Annotated in this window: 13 protein-coding genes; 3 read left to right on the forward strand and 10 right to left on the reverse strand. The window is 41.3% G+C overall.

The annotated features are described in order from the left end of the window. Positions 1-23 precede the first annotated feature (23 nt). The 7 genes from D1164_RS10140 to D1164_RS10170 all read right to left on the reverse strand — a co-directional run bounded on the left by D1164_RS10140 (position 24) and on the right by D1164_RS10170 (position 13,430). Positions 24-1,184 carry a M14 family zinc carboxypeptidase gene (locus tag D1164_RS10140; RefSeq protein WP_119349851.1) on the reverse strand — a complete coding sequence of 387 codons (1,161 nt, stop codon included), beginning with the start codon at positions 1,182-1,184 and terminating at the stop codon, positions 24-26. A 39-nt stretch (positions 1,185-1,223) separates the two neighbouring features. After that, positions 1,224-3,659, reverse strand: a complete 2,436-nt coding sequence (locus tag D1164_RS10145; RefSeq protein WP_147372132.1) for a WD40/YVTN/BNR-like repeat-containing protein — start codon at positions 3,657-3,659, stop codon at positions 1,224-1,226. A 17-nt stretch (positions 3,660-3,676) separates the two neighbouring features. Next, entirely contained in the window at positions 3,677-6,046 is a 2,370-nt protein-coding gene (locus tag D1164_RS10150) for a sialidase family protein (RefSeq protein ID WP_119349853.1), read from the reverse strand. Positions 6,047-6,371: 325 nt separating this feature from the next. Beyond that, on the reverse strand, positions 6,372-7,817 hold the full coding sequence (locus D1164_RS10155) for a RagB/SusD family nutrient uptake outer membrane protein (RefSeq protein WP_119349854.1): 1,446 nt from the start codon (positions 7,815-7,817) through the stop codon (positions 6,372-6,374). 11 nt (positions 7,818-7,828) lie between these two features. Continuing rightward, positions 7,829-11,284: a TonB-dependent receptor gene (locus D1164_RS10160; RefSeq protein ID WP_119349855.1), complete on the reverse strand. Its 3,456-nt coding sequence runs from the start codon at positions 11,282-11,284 to the stop codon at positions 7,829-7,831. 109 nt (positions 11,285-11,393) lie between these two features. Beyond that, positions 11,394-12,572 (reverse strand): FecR family protein, encoded by a 1,179-nt coding sequence (locus tag D1164_RS10165; RefSeq protein ID WP_119349856.1) that lies wholly within the window; start codon positions 12,570-12,572, stop codon positions 11,394-11,396. A gap of 237 nt (positions 12,573-12,809) precedes the next feature. After that, positions 12,810-13,430: an RNA polymerase sigma factor gene (locus D1164_RS10170; protein WP_172594416.1), complete on the reverse strand. Its 621-nt coding sequence runs from the start codon at positions 13,428-13,430 to the stop codon at positions 12,810-12,812. Between the two features lie 620 nt (positions 13,431-14,050). Between D1164_RS10170 and D1164_RS10175 the strand changes: the two genes are divergently transcribed. Both D1164_RS10175 and D1164_RS10180 read left to right on the forward strand, forming a co-directional pair. After that, entirely contained in the window at positions 14,051-14,329 is a 279-nt protein-coding gene (locus D1164_RS10175; RefSeq protein WP_147372134.1) for a hypothetical protein, read from the forward strand. A gap of 113 nt (positions 14,330-14,442) precedes the next feature. Then, the gene (locus tag D1164_RS10180) at positions 14,443-15,309 is read left to right on the forward strand and encodes a TIGR01777 family oxidoreductase (protein ID WP_119349859.1); all 867 of its coding nucleotides are present in this window, start codon (positions 14,443-14,445) and stop codon (positions 15,307-15,309) included. A gap of 263 nt (positions 15,310-15,572) precedes the next feature. Here the strand turns inward: D1164_RS10180 and D1164_RS10185 are convergent, their stop codons facing one another. Both D1164_RS10185 and D1164_RS10190 read right to left on the reverse strand, forming a co-directional pair. After that, positions 15,573-16,433, reverse strand: coding sequence for a sugar phosphate isomerase/epimerase family protein (locus tag D1164_RS10185; RefSeq protein WP_147372136.1), 861 nt, complete (start codon positions 16,431-16,433; stop codon positions 15,573-15,575). A gap of 64 nt (positions 16,434-16,497) precedes the next feature. Beyond that, positions 16,498-17,214, reverse strand: a complete 717-nt coding sequence (locus D1164_RS10190) for a cytidylate kinase-like family protein (RefSeq protein WP_119349861.1) — start codon at positions 17,212-17,214, stop codon at positions 16,498-16,500. A 252-nt stretch (positions 17,215-17,466) separates the two neighbouring features. Here D1164_RS10190 and D1164_RS10195 point away from each other — a divergent pair, with 252 nt between their 5' ends. After that, positions 17,467-17,883: a PAS domain-containing protein gene (locus D1164_RS10195; RefSeq protein WP_147372138.1), complete on the forward strand. Its 417-nt coding sequence runs from the start codon at positions 17,467-17,469 to the stop codon at positions 17,881-17,883. Between the two features lie 33 nt (positions 17,884-17,916). On the opposite strand, the gene D1164_RS10200 is transcribed toward D1164_RS10195, so the two are convergent. Then, on the reverse strand, positions 17,917-18,930 hold the full coding sequence (locus D1164_RS10200; RefSeq protein WP_119349863.1) for a GntR family transcriptional regulator: 1,014 nt from the start codon (positions 18,928-18,930) through the stop codon (positions 17,917-17,919). Positions 18,931-18,977: the final 47 nt, after the last annotated feature.

The raw sequence follows: 18,977 nt of genomic DNA on the forward strand, positions 1-18,977 counted from the left end.
CTGACTGTTTTATGAGGTAGATTCTACTTTTTCCACAACAATCTTTCTTCTAAAATGTAATCCACCATTTCATCATACAACAATAATTGTATATCCAGAATGTCTTCGTAAGTGACAAATGGCTCAGGAATCTTATCTGAAATGGTCCCGTCATTGCATTCGTATGCAAAAGCCATGGTACCGGAAATATTGTGCAACGCACATACTAAATTGAAGCTTGTTCTCGGTGGAAATTTTTCATCTTCTATTTTAGGTTTCCGAAGCAGGTTGTCGGGTGTAAATGATACATTTTCTTTTTTATACCTGTTATTTAAACGCTGCTCTAAGTCGTAAACCCTCTCTTTCATATACCTGGCAGTATACGCCGGATTGTAAATGGCAGGAGGTGTTTCGTGCGAATGGAGCGTAACAGCCATATCCGGAGCTTCGGTACGCGTAATTTCCAGGATTGCTTTTGTTTCCTCTGCCATCGGATGGAAAAATTCATCGTGCATAATATTGATTCCATCGTCATTAAAATAAGCTCCAAGAATGCCCACATCTCCTTTCATGGGGTGATTCGACTTTGCCCCGGGCCATCCCCACATGGAGCCGTCTTTGCGGGTTCCCTGCCCGTATTTTGTTACCATATCTTCATGCAACCCCAAAAAACTATCGTACGGGCACCTCTTTCGCCCATCAGGATTGGCACACGGAATTATAATCACCCTGCATTTCTGCAGCTTATTTCTTAAAGAACTCCAGTCTTTGCCACGGTAATCTTTTCCGGTTTCCATAATATGAACCAGGTTGACCAACCCAACTATCCCTTCCACTTCCTGCCCATGAACCGGACCGATAATGAAAATAACCGGTTTGGTGTCCTCGCCTTTTTCTGCATAATAGGCCGGGTTCCAGGCAGCAACAGCTGAATTGTAATTTGCCTGTGATTTAAAATCGTCCTTTTCGCCATAGTAAACAGCATAAACAGGAAATCCCCCCGGGGATGTGGCTATTGTTTCTACTTTCCCATGCTTTACAAGTTTCAACTCGTCTTCAATATCAGATAACCCGGATTTAAAAAATTCCGGAAGGTCAGTATTATTGGGAGGATCGCCCGCATCGATTGGTATCTGGGAATAGGAATTTATGAATGAAAATAAACTGATTAAAATGGTTCCAAAATAAAAAAGTACTGCTTTCATAGTATGAATATTTAAAATGATTAATGCACTGTTAAAAAATTACTCTTTTCGATAACCAAATTCCGGTGAAATAATATCCCCGAAAGCTTGCTCATCTCCAAAAGCAGGTCCATACCACACCCCACCTCCGAATGTTACGATAAATATCTTCTCCGGATTTCGTGGATCCATATCCACCCTTTTGCCCCATTTGAAATTGTATCCGTTGATGCGTTCCCAGGTTTCACCCCTGTCGGTTGAGCGGTACGCGGAGCTGTTAAAACCACAGGCATAATAAACTTTAGTACGATGGTCGTAGGTTATGTCGTGAATGTGTTGGTCTTTTTGCAAAACCGGCTTCCAAGTTTCCCCTTCATCTTTTGAAAGAAATATCCCGCCGCCCATATCAGGGTTAAACCGGCCACCGGTACTCCTACCCCACGCAGACAATAGCAGGCAGGCAGGATCTTCCGGATCAATCACTAAACTGGTTGGCCCGTTTGTTCCTGAAGGCAGATGTATTGGGTTCCAGGATTCGGCATGGTCATCGGATCGGTAAATTGCCCCGTCTCCCTTAGTACCAATGCTACCATCGTCACTTCGCCTGCTTTGGATAAGAAACAATACACCATCTTCCCTCCGGACAATCCTCCAGGCGAATGGCTCTTCATTTTTTAAGCCTCTATTTTTCAGTTGCCAGTTGATACCTCCGTCGGTCGATTTATAAACCCCTTTGCCAAAAGCACAGGAATACAATGTCCGGGACTCTTTATTGCTCGTTGGGTCGATTAGAATATGTGTAATGGCCGCCTCTCCGATATCGGCGCTAACCGGGCTCCAGCTTTTTCCTCCATCAACGGTCATCACCACCCCTCCTGTAAACCTGGCAATTCCATCCCTTCGCCACATTTTGGGGCGGGGCAGATCGTGCGTGCCACTCATTGCAGCCCAGGCTTTTCCCGGTACATCGGGGTCAAAAGTCAGCCAGTATGTGCTGTTTTGCCAGTTGCGGGGGATGCCGTTATTTTTTGTACCACTTGACCAGCTTTCCCCTCCGTCGTTGCTTACCATCAGGCCAATGTCAGTATTTGCAAGAAAAATGTGGTTCGTGTCAAAAGGATCAAATACCACAGCATAACCGGTATTCACTTCCAGCCCTCGTGATATCCAGCCGCCACCAGGCTTTTTTTGGGTGTACACCTGTTCCCATGTTTCCCCCCTGTTCGTTGTTTTGACCGTTCGGCCAAAGTCAGTGGCATAAGCCACATCCGGATTGGATGCCGATACGCCAATGGAAAAAGGATTTTCTCCCCATGTGGGCCCGAAACGTTCATTCAACCATCCTCCCCTAAAATTAGCGGAAGGAATATTTCCATTACCGGTTATTTGGTCTTTCCACGAAAGTTCCCAGGTAAGTCCGTAATCTTTACTCACTGCCACGCCCAGGCAGTTGGTATCGTTAGCTGTTTTCATGTTGGCGTAGGAGACATATACGACCTCCGGATGTTGTGCGCTGGTTGCGATACTCCTCCATTCCGGGAAATCATTCTTTCCATCTTGAAATGCGACCAAACCACCCTGCCGGTTTTCCCAACTTTCGCCTCCGTTTTCAGTATAGAAAATACCTGATTTACACCCCTTCGCATTAAAGTATCCTTTTCCTGAAATGGCATAAATGATAAACCTCTTTTTAAGCCGGTCGGCTCCCCCGGCAAATTCTGTAAACATGTCAACACCATCCGGTCCGCTATTCGTTTTCCAGGTGTTGTTTTTTCTCACCTTTATAAAATTCTTTCCGGCGATATAGATCGTACGGTTTTCTTTCGGCGTAAACGGATCGATATAAATATTTTTTGCTTCCCCCTCCAGTGCAGTTGATTTTGACCAGCTTTCTCCACCATTGTCTGAAATAAAAAAGCCCGATAATTCATCCACTGTGATAACGGCATACAGCTTTTTTGAGTCTTCCGGATCAACTGCGAATGCGTAAACCTTCCGATATGTACTGTCGCTGGTAACTACAGTTTCCCCGGCATGGTCCCCTTTGGAAACGACACCGGTAATTTCACCGGGAGGCGGATATAGTACACTCCAGGTATTTCCGCGGTCGGTGCTTTTGAACAAGGCAATGGAGTTAGCATAAACGGTATTAGGATCAATCGGGTCGAACACATAAAAATTTACGAACCCACGAAGGTTGAACCTGTGCCAGGATTCCCCTCCATTGTATGTTACAAACGACCCGGTCATGTCGCAACTTACAAAAGCATATTCCGGATCTTTCGGGCTAACAGTGGGATGAAACATGGCGCCACCACCGCCCGCACCAACAAATCCCCATGCCTCATTTCTTCCGTTGGAGTTCACAGGCTTACTTTCCTTTGTTGATGAAGTACAACCATAAATGATGGCCATTGCAACAATGAATACCCCAATCAAAACACAAGTTCTCCCAACCGGATGCTGTTTGGGTTCCGGTTTTATCGCGTAATCCATAAGCATATTTTCAGTTCCTACCATTCTTTTTCCGGTATTCCGTGCCAAACGCTTGAACCGAAGGTGGTGATATATATTTTCTCCGGTTCGTTTTGGTCAACTATAATTCTGTGCCCCCAATGAAAATCGTAATCTTTTATTTTCTCCCAGCTTTTCCCATAATCGTCACTACGCCAGGCTGCGTTATTAAATGTGCAGCAATAAATTCTTCCGGGATGATAAGGGTCAGTTGTTACATCATACACATATTGGTTTTTATCAAATAGGGAAGTCCAGGTTTCCCCTCCGTCTTCTGACACAAAAACTCCTCCCTGCATATTGATCACTTCATTCCCTCCGGTCTCCTCTGCAATATCTCCTCCAACCAGGTCGCTCAGTTGAATATCGGCCCAACACCCCAGATAAATCCGTTTTGGATTCTGCGGATCACAGGCAACTCCATTAGGAAAAATGGGGTCTTCGGCAACATCAAGCTTTTTCCAGCTTTCTGCTTTATTGTTTGACTTGTATATTGCCCCGGAATAATATCCCCGTCCTTTTACACCATCGGTATGTTTGGGCGTAGGACTTACCGTCAGGAACAAGCTTCCGTCGGGCGCCATGGTGAGTTCAAAAGCACAGGTGCTGCCATCAATACCTGTGTTTTTAAGTTCCCAAGACTTGCCATCATCAACTGATTTATATACTCCTTTGTTATATACAGCTGCGTAGATTGTCCGGTTATTGGGCGCCGATCCCTGGTCAAGTACCATTGAAGTTACAGGCGAGTCAAACCCCATTCCTTCATTGACCGGCCTCCAGGTCTTTCCACCATCAAGAGACAAGCATATACCTCCTTTTGCTGACTCTTTCCAATGCGGATTACGTGTCATTTTACCACGGGGAAAATCGTGCATCCCGGACCAGCCCGACCATATCTTATCTTTTATATCGGGATCGAATACAACCCAATAGCAGGTGTTACTCCATTCAACAGGCACTCCTTCGACTGATCGGCTCCAGCTTTTTCCACCATTAAATGAATGGTGGTATCCAATATCGGTGTAACTAATAGCTATATGACTGCTATCAAACGGATCAAAATGAACACCAAATGAAGTAGTTACATCCATTCCTCTGCTCGTGAACGTTCCATCAGGTTGTTTCTCGCTGTATATTTCAGCCCAGTTTTGCCCTCCGTCGGTAGTTTTCATTGTCCGGTACCAGTCAGTAACAATAGCCGTTTGCCCGTCGTACGGTGCAACCCCCACATCCAACAAACGGATATATTCGCCTCCAAACGCATTTTCCACCCAGGCATCTTTTAAGTTTGAAATTCCGATGCCGTCTTTTACTCCATATTGCCCGGAGCCTCCCCCACCTTTCCAGACCCATTCCCAGGTTTTACCGGTATCATTTGTTTTCAATACACCATACCAGTATGCCATTGTTCCGTCCTCTTTTTTTTCCTGATAGCGATTGCATACAAGGTAGGCATGCCGGGCATCAAACTCAGCACATGAAATCATTGAATAGCTTGGCATTAACCCGGATTTATCGTTGGTAACAATTGAATCTGTTAACCGGTTCCAGGGAATTCCAAAATCGTTGGAAAACCAGACTTCGGTATATCCAAACTCTCCCTGTATCGGTTTATTTTGATTGTGGTGCAATGCATAAAATATTTCCTTGCCGTTGCTTTGTTCGATTCCTGCGGCAAAGGAGAATGCCGGTGTCATTTCTTTTGGAAGTTTCTTTTCTATAAATGTATTTGAGGATTTATCGAAAATACAGATTGAATGTGACGTAAAAATATAAACGTCATTCTTTAACCCGGTTTTATTGGTATAAATAAAATCAATTTGTTGATTAAGATCTTTTTTGTGCCACGATTTGCCTGAATTTGAGGAATAATAAAAAAACGATCCCATACTAAAATAGATTGCTCCTGCAATTTCCGGATCTACACAAATAGTCTTTATCCTTTTAAATTCAGCACCGTATAATGATTTTTCGTTTGTTTTTACCTGGTAATTTGCATGGTCGCCGATGTACTCTTCCCGAATAACATCTTCCTTTGAAGGGAAGATTTGTTCCCAGTTTTTTCCCCCATCAGCAGAGTATTTTAAAACATTCGAGCCGATATAAATCTTATTGGCATCCTTTGGGTCAAAGGCATAGGCTGTTGCTCCATTGGGCACATTGATTTGTTGATACGAAGCCCCTCCGTTTTTAGTAAGGTAGGAACCTGTCATGTCGCAACGTACCATAAAATTATCAGGGGAATGATATGAAAAAGTTGGGATAAATGTTGAGCCTCCTCCGCCAGGGCCTAATTTTTCCCAATTCACGGGTTGTTCAGCGACTTCCTTTTTTGTAGTATGACAGCCAACCAGCAAAATCGCCATGCACAAAAGGTTTATTCCTCTATTCCAAATGCAATAGGTCATGGGTTTAAATTCGTTATTTATTATTTTGAATCAGGCGTTTAAGTACTGCTGTTACATTCATTATCAGCTACCGGGATATAGTACAGCCCGAAGGAACAAACAGGGCATTCTGTTTGATTCTTTCTTTGCATTACTGAACTCTGTCGCTCGTTTCCACCCAAAATGGAATTGAGTATGTTAAACCTCAGCAACGCTTAAAAATATCAAACAGAAATACCCTATATCCTGTTAAACTAAAATCAAAGCAGTAATTATGTCATTAAAAATTACAACCATCAAATTTTTATTCACTATACCCCGGATTTTGTTCCAGTAACTCGTTTAATTCCAAATCAACTTCAGGGATTGGGAATAAATAATCATCCTCACTAAAATTGGCCAGGTAATCGGGCCGGGTTGTTACTTCATCCAGTATCCTTTTCCGGCAGATGTCAAACCAGCGGTCGCCATTTTCGAAAACCAGTTCCCAGCTTCTTTCCTGTATCACTGCCTCATCAAATTCTGTTTGCGACATAGAGGTGGTCATTTTGGGATGCAAAGGGTTTTCAACGTACCCGTTTGCCCTGTCGATCACTTGATTGACAGCATCTACCGCTTGCTGGGTAGGCCCGCCGTTGGCCATATTGGCCGCTTCGGCATAAATTAAAAGCACATCGGCATATCGAATTATTGGCCAGTTAGCTGTTGATGCGTATCCGTTGAAATCATCCAATGAAATGTAAAAGAAGAATTTTTTACAAAATGGCGTTTGTTCCGGGAAATCAGAATAATGCGTTCCATTCCATTCGGTCATAAGATAAGCATCTTTTCTTGCCTGTGCCGGCCAGCTTTTTTCGAAAGTGGTGTCTATTGCAGCATCGCCCCAACCGCCATCACCATACACCGAAGGAGCCCAAATCTGAGGATCGGTAGTTTTATCATCAGAGGTAGAATTGTACCCCCACATCATTTCCGGTCCGTATTCGTTTTCCGGTTTGAAAACATCAACGACATCCGTAACTAACCAATATTTACCTGATTCCATAACTTCCCGGGCCATCTGCTCTGCTTTTTGGTAGTTCGAGGTTTCATTTAAAGGGAATGTAGCCATGGTTAGGTAAACCTTTGCCAATATACCTTTTGCAGCTCCCTGGGTTGGTTTGCCGGGTGCGTCGGGCCAGGACAAGGGAAGTTTTGATGCGGCAAATGTCAAGTCACTCACGATTAAACTATACACATCAGAAACTGAAGACCTTGGCATCGGGTTGGAAATCGGGTCCGGCGATTCATCCGTAATTAACGGAACTCCACCAAACATCCGTACCAACATAAAATAATTGTGGGCACGTAAAAACATTCCCTGGGCAAGCAGCCTGTCAATCGTTTCCTGATCTTCGCCTTTTACACGTCCTGCTTTGATTGCCGCAATTGCGCCATTGATACTTTGAATGGATGCGTAATGAACATTCCAAAGCCCATCTCCATTATCGGCGCCAATATTTAAGTTTCCTCCAACAAACTGGTCGTCATGGCGGAAAGGGTTATAACCATAACCATAGCCAGACCAATAGTCCCATAGGTGATTTAAGGATGCCGCGTAAGAAGCCTCGACCTGTGCAGCCGAACTTGAGAAAGTTTCAGGAGAAACAAAACTAAAAGGTTGTTCATCTAAATTTTTACACGAAAAACCTGTAAAAAAGACGGATAGAAGTAAAGCACAACGCAGTGCGAAATTTATATTTTTTTTCATGATAAAACAGTTTAGAATGAAACATCAATTCCGAAAGTGAATGTTTTCGCAGTGGGGTAATTACTCAGGTCAACACCGATCTGGGCATCGTTTCTATTGTATGCACTCACTTCAGGATCGTATCCTGAATAATCTGTAAGAGTAATCAGATTGGTAGCGCTTATATATAATTTCGCACTGCCCAGGCCAATTTTTTGTGTTAAGCCGGCAGGAATGTTATAAGCCAGTACGATATTCTTAAGCCTGACATAAGAGCCATCTTCAACCCACCGCTGCAAACGTTCGGAATCTCCACTTCCCAGATTAATTGTACTAACAAGGGCCGCATCCATCCTGGTTTTTTCATCAATAAAAGCGGGTACATCCGTGTTTTGGTTTTCAGGAGTCCAACGGTCAAGTAACCGTGCACTTGTTCCTTCACTTCCTCTCTCAAGACGTATTCTTCCCTGGTTAAATATATCGTTTCCTTTCGAGCCTTGTATAAGGATAGTCATATCGAAGTTTTTATATGACAAGCTATTAGTCCATCCAAAAATGAAGTTCGGCATAGAGTTCCCGATAATTTTTATGTCTTCTGTATTAATTTTACCGTCTGCATTCGTATCCGTGTATTTAATATCGCCAGGCAGCTGCCCGAATTTTGCAGCCTGAGTTGCTTCACTTTCTTTCCAGGTGCCCTCGGTTCCGTATCCATACATTTGGCCAAACGGCTCGCCAACGCGCAGCTGCATAAAACCATTTTTAAGACTATACCCGCCATAAGTTGTTCGAAACCTCAACGTTTCATTTTCACCTAAATCCAGTACTTTATTCCGGTTCCATGAAATATTAAACCCGGTATTCCATCTAAAAGCTCCCACGAAAGGATCGCCGGTGATTGATAATTCGACCCCTTTGTTTTCCACAGAACCAACATTGTCGATAACACTTCTAAGCCCGGTATATCTTGGTAAGGTGCGATTTAAAAGTAAGTCTTCTGTCTTTTTCTTATATATATCAACAGTAGTAGATAACCGTCCTTTGAAAATGCTTGCATCCAAACCAACGTTAAGCTGCGTTGTACTTTCCCACTTAAGGTTTGGATTGGCGGCGCTGGCAATTCTGAACCCTAAATTTGTTGAGCTCCCCCCGTTGTATGGGTAGTCGGAACCGGATTCCATTCTGGCAATTGTTTCATACGGGCTAATTGCCTGGTTTCCTGTAATCCCCCAGCTTCCTCTAAATTTCAGGTTTGTAAACAGGTTTAAATTCTGAACAAAGGGTTCTTTAGACACCCTCCATGCGAGAGAGGCAGATGGGAAATACCCCCATTTATTGTTTTTTCCAAACACAGATGAACCATCCGCACGGTAGCTCGCTGTTAGCATATATTTATCGGCATAAGCATAGTTAACCCTGCCTAAATAGGAGTTAATCACCCTTTCAGAAACACTTGAATATTTAGACGAAATTTCATCTGCTCCGCCTAAATCATTTATTCCGGTCTGGTCAACGGTAAACTTTGAGGCCACTAAACCGGAACCCTGATATTTATCGTACTGTTGCTCTGCAACAGCTATTGCCGTTAACTTATGAGTACTATTAAAGGTTTTATCGTAGGAAAGAATATTCGAATTTTGATAATGCGAATTTACTTGTTCGGTGAGAGTACCATATCCCACAACCCCTCCAACGGGTTTACCTTCCCAGGTTTTGCTGTTGTAGTAACTCTTATCATTAACATTGGAAATAGCTGCTCCTCCCGAAATTTTCAATTTCAACCCATCAATAATTTCATATTCAATGTATGTATTGACATTATTTCTGATGGTGTGATTCTGGATATCGGGCTCCACAGTTGCAGCCAGCGGATTCCAGGTGTCGTACGCTCCATATCCAACCGGGTGGCTATTGTAATTTCCGTTGGCATCGTAAGGAGGCGTTGTAGGATCCCAGCGGGGGGCAATGTTTACCGCCTGCCCCAGAAAACTTAATGCAGTCCCGCCGCCATAAGGAGGAGAACTTCCAAATTCTTTTGAACCTCCCCAATTCAATTCAAAGCTCACCTTTTCAGTAATGTCAGCGCTAAAGTTTGCCCGAAGCGTAAAACGCTCGTATTCAGAATTCAGCAAAATCCCTTGTTGATCCAGGTATCCCCCGGATACCATATATCGCATATTTTCCGTTCCTCCCCCCATCGACAATTGATGATTTTGGATTGGAGCTATCCGGTATATTTCATCCTGCCAATCGGTTCCGCCGGTTCTTTCCAGTTCCTGAATTTGCTGTTCCGTAAAAATGGGCACCGGGGTTCCCGACCCGTTTTGGGTGGCTCTAAATGCATTACGTGTCCTAGCATAATCAGCAGCCCCCATTATATCAAGCTTAGATCGAATAGACTGGGAACCGTAACTATAACTGTAGTTAATGGTGGGTTTCCCTTTTTTACCCCTTTTGGTTGTAACCAGGATTACCCCATTTGCCCCCATCGATCCGTAAATGGCAGTAGCAGAAGCATCTTTCAAAATCTCTAATGATTCAATATCATTGGGATTAATTGAATTAAGGTTTCCACCTTGCAGTCCATCAATTACCACCAGGGCATTATTCCCTCCATTGATTGAGTTCATCCCCCTGACACGGATGGTTGTTTGTGCACCGGGAGCACCGGCAGTATTCAATACCAAAACACCGGAAGCACGTCCCTGCAAAGCCTGGTCGACCCGTTGCATGGGCATTTGCGTAAGTTCATCTCCTTTTACCGAACTTACAGAACCAGTAATGTCACTTTTCTTTTGAGTGCCATAACCTATGGCAATAACTTCTTCAATACCAATTGTACTTTCATACATTACCAGGTTGATATTGGTTTTTCCTGAAACATTAACTTCCTGCGTTTCCATGCCCATAAAGGAAAACTGAAGAACATCCCCTTCTGCAACATCAGATAAAGTGTATTTTCCTTCAGCATTTGTAATGGTTCCCTGTGTGCTTCCTTTGACTATAATTGTCACACCTGGCAAAGGCAAACCATTCCTGTCTGTCACCTTTCCGGAAATTTCCTTTTTCTGTTGAACAGCATCCTCTATAACAGACACACTGGGCACCCTTACTTTTTCTTCTTTGGATACTCCAATAACTATTTGTCTGTTATTTATAAAATAGATGTTATTGGTACCTGCAAATAACTTATCCAAAATGGATTCAATTTTCTCATTTTTAACATGGACAGAAACTTTTCTATCTAAATCTATTTGCTGTTTCTGATAGAAAAAAATGAATTCACTTTGTTCTTCAATCTCAGAAATTATTTCCCGAATTGTTTTGTTTTCCAATTCTAAAGAAAATTTAGTTACCTGAGAATAGGAATTGGAACTAACAGCAACTGTAGTGCTTAAAATGATAAGAAACAGAATTAAACGCATAATTTGCATTACTTTAGAGAGATAAACATACAGTTCTCCCCATGGTTTTAGCATTTTTTTCATAAATTTGTTCGATTTTTATTTATAACAATAAGGATTACTTAAAAACCGGGATTTGTTTTGCCGCTCATCCCGGTTTTTTATTTAGTTACATAAGTTTATATCATAGGCATTACTCTTTTATTTTAATTACTATATTATTTTCTCGCTTTTGAATTTCAAATGGAATAGAAAACGAAATATTCTCAAGTACCTGGTGCAGCTCTTCTGCTAAATCGAGTTTCCCTGTAAACAATGTTTTCTTCCCGTTTCCTTCTACAATTATTTTTTGATTATAAAATCGCTCCAGTTTTTTCAGAACTTCGCTAATGGTTTCATCTTCAAACATGAGATAGCCATTTATCCAGGAAGAATACAATTCGATATTCACTTTATCTTTCTCGATCAAACGGTCTTCTTTATTGTACGTTATGCGTTCTCCGGGATTAAGATCAATTTCGCGGGCAAAAGTTTTGTTCTCTTTAGCCGACACTTTCCCTGAAAGTAAAATGGTTTGGGAAGTTTGATCCCCCGGATAGGAAGTTACGTTAAAACGTGTACCGGTTACTTTAATCCTCATATCCGAAATGATGACATGAAAAGGCTGCGAAGGATTGGATGTAACATCAAAAAATGCTTCTCCTGATAAATATACTTCGCGCTTATCATCCTCAAAACGGGAAGAATATAATAACTGGCTTCCTGCATTTAGCCAAACAGTTGTTCCATCGGCCAATGTAACTTTCGATTGTTTCCCGTATGGAACAATCAATCGGTTCGGTTCAGCATCTCTTGTATTCTCATTGTTTTTCAGCAGCCTGTCATTTACCCGTATTTCTTCCCCTTTTTTACCGTAAACAATCTCTGAATGATCGGAGTCTATTTTTATTTCTTCCCCATTATCCAAAATAAGCTTGGTTTCAGTGTAACCGGTTAATTCATTTGTTGGAAGCATAAATTCTGAATTATTCCCGGAAAAATAATACCATACCGAGGCCACCAGAAATATTACTACAATTGATGCCGCAATGCGTAAAAACAAATTTGGATGAAAACGTCTTTTCTTTTTGCTTTCATTCAAAATATTTTCCCAGGTTTGTAATTTCCGGATTGGTTCGGTTTTTATTTTTTCATCGTCGAAAAAGCGAATGAGTTGACGCGCCTTGTCAAAATCCTCCTTACAATCAGGAAATTCCTTTATCATCATCCGATAGTAGTCATCCAGATCTGGTCTTTCATTCCTTACCCAACCGCAAAAATCGATATTGAGTAAAAAATCTCCGAGTGAATATTTCTTGAAATCTTTTTTCATACTACATACAATAAGTAGCAGTTAGCTATAATACATAGACATTTTTTTACAAAAAAGTCATATTTTTTTCTGTCACATGATACAAGAACAGTCTCAAACAGCTAAATACCAATCCAATAGAATTCCCAAATCTTCCAACAGATTAATGTCGTGTGAAAGGTATTTGGTATTCATTCATCACTTTTCTATAATGTCGTTCGATGTGTTATCCTTATAACATATCATTCCGGAAAAATATCAGGAGAACGATATATTCCGGGACCGCATGAGCATAAAAAAAACAAGATTGGAATATTCACTATTTCCAAATTTCTCTTTTAAACTTTTGATTGTTCGGTACAGCAACGTTCTGCAAGATTCGACGCTGATATTCATCAGTTCTGATATCTGAGCATATTCAAACCCACAGTTAAACCGTAAATACAAAGCTTCTTTTTGTTTATTGGTAAGGTTTTCTTTTACCATATTCAAAAACCTGTCGCGTGTTTCTTCCGTATCTTTCGAAATAACAGTATGCTCAATACTGTATGTGATATTAAAATTTATTGTGCCCGACTCTGCAACGGGAATCAGCTTCTGAGTCTTTCGTTGCTGATACAATATTTGATTTTTTATGGATTTTAACAGGAAGAACTTAATATTGTTAATCTGTTTCCCATTCCCTTTATTTCGAATTAAATCCACAAAAATATTTTGAATACAATCTTCAACAAGGTAGCGGTCGGATGAATATTTCATGCCGAAATTTAACAGGACATCAAAAAAGTCGAAATATAAAGCGGAAAGTGCTTCCCGATCTCCGTCAATGAATTTTTGCCATATATCCTTATAAGAATCATTTTTCGTACTTCCAGACATAGACATACCTAAAAATTAATGATAAAAACAAAATATTCATTTTACTACCGGTACCATGCAAGTTATATCCCTGAAAAGTGTTGGTCTTCCAACTAAGGTATAAGTTACATTTTAAATCCCTGAGCGCCAAATTTAATAATTTTTAACATTGAAATTCAGTTTGGCTCGAACGAATCAAGGGATCCTCCCATAATCCAACTTAGTTTGAATTCGAATCAGAATATGTTGGGGTAAATAATAAGCAGTAAATAAGATTGGGTAGCAGGATTCAAATATTGTTTTGATACTAACTGTTATTGATAGGTTAAACTGCATCTTAAAAACCAACTCTCTTTCCCAATATAACAGTCAATACGTTTTTTATATTTCTCTCGTAACATAGTAAACGAAGCCCGGCGAAAAGGCGCCACCATCGAACTGCCGTGTGTAAACCACAGCAACAACGCCACATCGTTCGCCCTGTTTCATACTTCATTCAAAGAATTCGCCCTTTCCCAGCTTCCGTACGAAAAAAATTGAAGATGCCTACGACGAGATCGAACTGGTGGGCTTTCTGGTAAGCATGGATATTTTCGACATGCTCCAGACCCGTTTCAGAGGGGAAGTACAGGCCAAAAATAATGCATTGTGTAGGGAAAAAGGTGCGGATGGCAGGACGGCTTGTGACTATTAAATACGTGCGTACAATAAAGAATGAAATAATGCATTTTGGTACCTTCTTCGATTCCACCGGTGAATTTTTTGATACAGTACATTTTCCACAATCATTGAAGAACTATCCGTTCCGTGGCGACGGTGTTTACCTGATACTGGGCAAAGTGGTGGAAGAGTTCGGATTTCCCTCGCTGGAGGTGAAAAAGATGGCAAAACTGCCGTACAAGCCCAGCCCCAAAGCCTGAGGTGCTATACATATATTTGGGCAGGCTCTCCCCGCTCCTGCCTTCAAATACTCTAAATTCAACAGAAAATTCATAAATTGGGGTATTGCAACTTACATTTATCGTATTGAAACATGAGCATTACAATTAAAATAACAGGGGCTTCGGGTTATTTGGGAAAAATTATTTCCGGGGAACTGCATAAAAAGGGTTACGAAGTTTCGGGAATTGACCGTGAATTATTGTACGGGCCTGCAGAAAGGATTGGCGACACAATAAAGAATGCTACCGTTCTCATTAACCTGGCGGGAGCGCCGGTTTTACAGCGATGGACAGCCAAAAACAAAAAAGAAATTTATGACAGCCGGGTGTTAACAACAGAAAACCTAGTACGGGCCATTAAAATTCTGCCCCCCGGGAAGCGCCCCCAAAAGGTGATTTCAGCTTCGGCTGTCGGTATTTATATGCCCGGGCACACACATACGGAAATCAGCCAGAATTTTAACACCGGCTTCTTAGGTCGGGTGGTTACCCATTGGGAGGCTGCGTGGAATAGTCTGCCCGAAAATATCCCGCTCACCATTTTCCGTATTGCCGTTGTACTGGGAAAAGAGTCGGCGACCATAAAAAAAATGCTGTTGCCTTTGAAATCAGGCCTGGGCGGAAGAATCGGCAGCGGAAAACAGCCTTTCCCTTTTGTACACGAAAAAGATGTGGCCCGCGCTTTTACATGGGCTGCGGAATCTCCCGGCAGTAATGGTATTTACAACCTGGCTGCGCCTCACCTTATTACCAACGCAGAATTTACCCGTGCGTTTGCCAAAACGCTTCACCGGCCAGCTATTCTCCCTGTTCCAACGCTGGCATTGCGAATGCTTTTCGGAAAAGCTGCCACCATGCTCACAGAAAGTCCCGCTGTTATCCCGGATGCCCTGAAAGCGAAAGACTTTCATTTTCAATATCCCACCATCGAAACAACTTTACAGGAGATTTTAAAATAGCCTTTGGTTTTTTAGAATCAGTCAAAAAAGTTGTGGTTCAATTTCGGGATGGATAAAAAAAGGTCGTTTCGCCAATGTAACGTTTGTGGTTATTTCAGCAACTTCGGAGCCCTGGTATTCTGCTGGTGACAGGAAATAAGTGAGGTAGCATTAAAAATGAATGCTCTTGAGGAGGCACAACGAGTTCATTCATTTTAGCGGAACGAATAAAAAAAGCCACCCCAAAAAACAGGGTGGCCATGTAAGGTGAAAGAATTATAAAATTAAATAAAAGAAGCTTTTCTGAGATAATTGTAACTCATCTCAACGCTTTCCATCGGATCGAATGTACGAAAACTATCCTGTTCAACAAAAAACAATTTCATTCCGGCAGTATTTTTCTCATCAAAAATACGTTCAAAATCAATTCGTCCGTAGCCTGCCGGAGCAAAAAACATATCCTCTGTTTTCACCATATCTTTTACATGCCAGAGTTCAAAGCGTCCGGGGTATTTCTTTATGTATTCCACCGGGTCATAACCGGCACGGGTTACCCAGTAAAGGTCAAGTTCAAACGTTACCATTTCAAAATCGGTTTCTTCAAGCAGAATATCCATCCCGGTTTGTCCATCCATCTTTTCAAACTCAAAAGCATGGTTGTGGTAACCAAACCGAATTCCGTAATTATTGGCAATTTCCCCCATGCGGTTCAATTTGGCTGCGGTGGCCTTATATCCATTTATATTCTTACGAAACTCCTCCGGCAAAAAGGGATAAACAACATACTGGCATCCTGCTTCGGCCGCGTCTGCGAAAACCTTTTCGGCATCTCTGTTTTCAAATACCGTATGGCTGCTGTGCAAGGGCATTCCCAATGCATCCAACTTTTGGGCAAACGCTTTGGGCGACAATCCGTAAAAAGTGCCCTCAGATAAATTATAACCGGCAGCTTCAACGGAGTTGTATCCAATTTCAGCCAGCCTGTTGAGTGTTCCGTCCCAATCCTCTTTTAGTTGGTCGCGGACTGTATAAAGTTGTAACCCGATTGTTTTTCCAAATATTCCTGAACATGAAACAGCAGGAAGTACCATACTCCCCGCAGCAAATGCAGCAGTCGTTTTAAAAAAAGTTCTGCGATGTATCATTTTAAGCAAGATTTTATTGTGTGCATAGTTCTTTTAACCCCAAAATCCTGTTTTGGTTCAAGAATCATTCGTAATGGGCAATTATTTTTTTGTTTTTGAGAATACTTACAATGGCATCTATAATTTCATCATCCTGCAACGATGCGTAATTAAATATAATATCGAAATCATCGTTATTGGCTTTTCTTCCAATCACCTTTTCAATAAACGAGTCCCTTTTATCATCCATTTCTTTAACAAATTCAACCGCCTCTGCCTGACTCACATCTTTCAGTTGCATTATCCGGTTTATTCGCCATTCCATAGGGGCTTCCAGCCTTACATTCAACTTGTTTGGCACATTCTTCAGAATAACTCCTGCCGAACGTCCGACAATAATAGTCCGCCCTTTACATGCCAGTCTGCAAACAACTCCCCGGAATGTTTCAATCAGGCGGGTATCGGAAATGTCGTAAATGGTTTCGTTTGAGAATGCACGAGCTACCTGCTTCAGCATTTTCACCGCTTCATCTGTATCGTCATATCCGCCGGTTCTTACACTTTCAACCATCCCCTCCACAACTTCCTCAAAAATATCTTTGTCTACCCATTTCCATTCTGCATCGGTTTTGGTGTCGGACATATAACTGTAACCGGTCAAAATTTTAGACAGTTTGATAGCTATTCGCTGCGCAGAGCACCCCGACTGCCTGGAAATAGTAACCACCGGCCCCGGAAAATCCCCGGTTTCAAGATCACAACATGTAATACTTTTCATAAAACTTTTAATAAACTTTTCCATATTGTCGGATTATTAATTGTCTTTCTGCTTTTAAATATCCTAAGTTACAATCAAATTTCTTAATATCTGACGATACATGTTGTAGAATAGGTAAAACAGAAAATGTTTTTCAACAAGTTTATTTTTAAATTCCGAATATTTTTTTGCGGATTATATAATTTTAATTGCTACTTTCGATTGTACAAATTTTAGGTATAGTATACAAATGAAACGTTTTTGCCAAAAATTACTAAACCGCTTAAACAGAAAAACATGAAACTCGATTTTCAAAAAATAGAAGAAGCAAACGATTTGCTCAATCAACTGATAGAACATCACCCTCAGGCCATTTTTTTGACGGACAATAACTTCAAGGTAAAATATTTCAACAAGGCTTTCCAGAAACTGACCAAAAGTGACAAGGGAGATATTCTGGAACATGAGTTTTGTGAAATCATGGGATGCACCGAACGTGGAAATATTGTCACAAGAAACGATAATTTTTGCAAAATATGCCAAATGAGAGAATTACTCTCGGGCTCCAACCTTTCGGAACTGTCCTTGATACGAGATTTTAATATTCACAATAAAATGGTGACCAAACATCTTCACATAGATGCCCACCGGGTTGTCATGAGCGGACATAAATACCGGCTTGTGGTAATTGAAGACCGCACCCAAAAACATTGATTTTACACGGGAAGGGAACCCCTAAAATACATATTATAAAGAGTTGCGCCGGATAAACCGGAAGGGGCTTTTTATGCGCCGGAAGTTTTTTGTCAGAATCATTTCGGCGGCAACACGGCCAATTTCATCATGGTTGGTTGAAATGGTGGTGATACCATCTTCCAGAATTTCCTTCACCGGATTATCATTATATGCCACCACACCAACATCGGTTCCAAGCTTCCATTTTTCCAGTCGGCAAATTTTGATAAAACGATACAAATCGTCGTCTGAAACAATCACATAAGCCTCCCCTTTTCTTACATCATGAGAACTTAACTGGTCAATAACAGCAAACTTCATCTCATTCACCTGGCAAAAAATCCGGAATCCCCGTATGATATATTTCGAGTAGTATTGGTCCGAAGGAAAAATGAGATTAATTTTCCGGTATTTCCGAACCAGTTTAATCCCCTCCTCCAGAGCCGACTGTATATCTTTTTCATATTCCTGATAAACGATAGGATAATCTTTTAATGTCTCCAGGTTACGATCAACCAGCAACACTTTTTCCCGGGGAATCGTTTGAATTACAGCCGCTACATCAGAATTTTCATTTTTAAAATGCGGCAGGATCACATAGTAATCATACTTGGAAACGTGGTTATCAATAATACTTTTAAATTGCTGCAAATCATAATTATAAATAAAAACATCCACGATTGCTTTATTCCCCAACGTTTCGATAAATGAATAATAGATGCTTCTTTTATAATTACTCAGCTTATTAAAAATAAGTGCCACTTTAATCTGTCTTCCCACATTACATTCTTCCACGTAATAGCCTTTCCCCCGTACCGAAGATAAAATCCCCTTTTTACGCAGAAATACGTAAGCTTTCTCCACAGTATCCCGCGACAGAAGCAATTCTTCGCTGGTTTCGTTGATAGACGGAATGCGCTGCCCCTGCTTAAAAATTCCTGATTCAATATCAGAAACGATCAACTCTACCACTTGCTTGTACTTTGGAACTTCAGACTGATGGTCTATCCTTAAATAACCGTTCATTTTTTTCTAAATAGAAGGACAAAAGTAAAAAGTGTTTTTAAGAAAAC

The organism is Mariniphaga sediminis (assembly GCF_003573545.1).
Taxonomy (GTDB): domain Bacteria; phylum Bacteroidota; class Bacteroidia; order Bacteroidales; family Prolixibacteraceae; genus Mariniphaga; species Mariniphaga sediminis.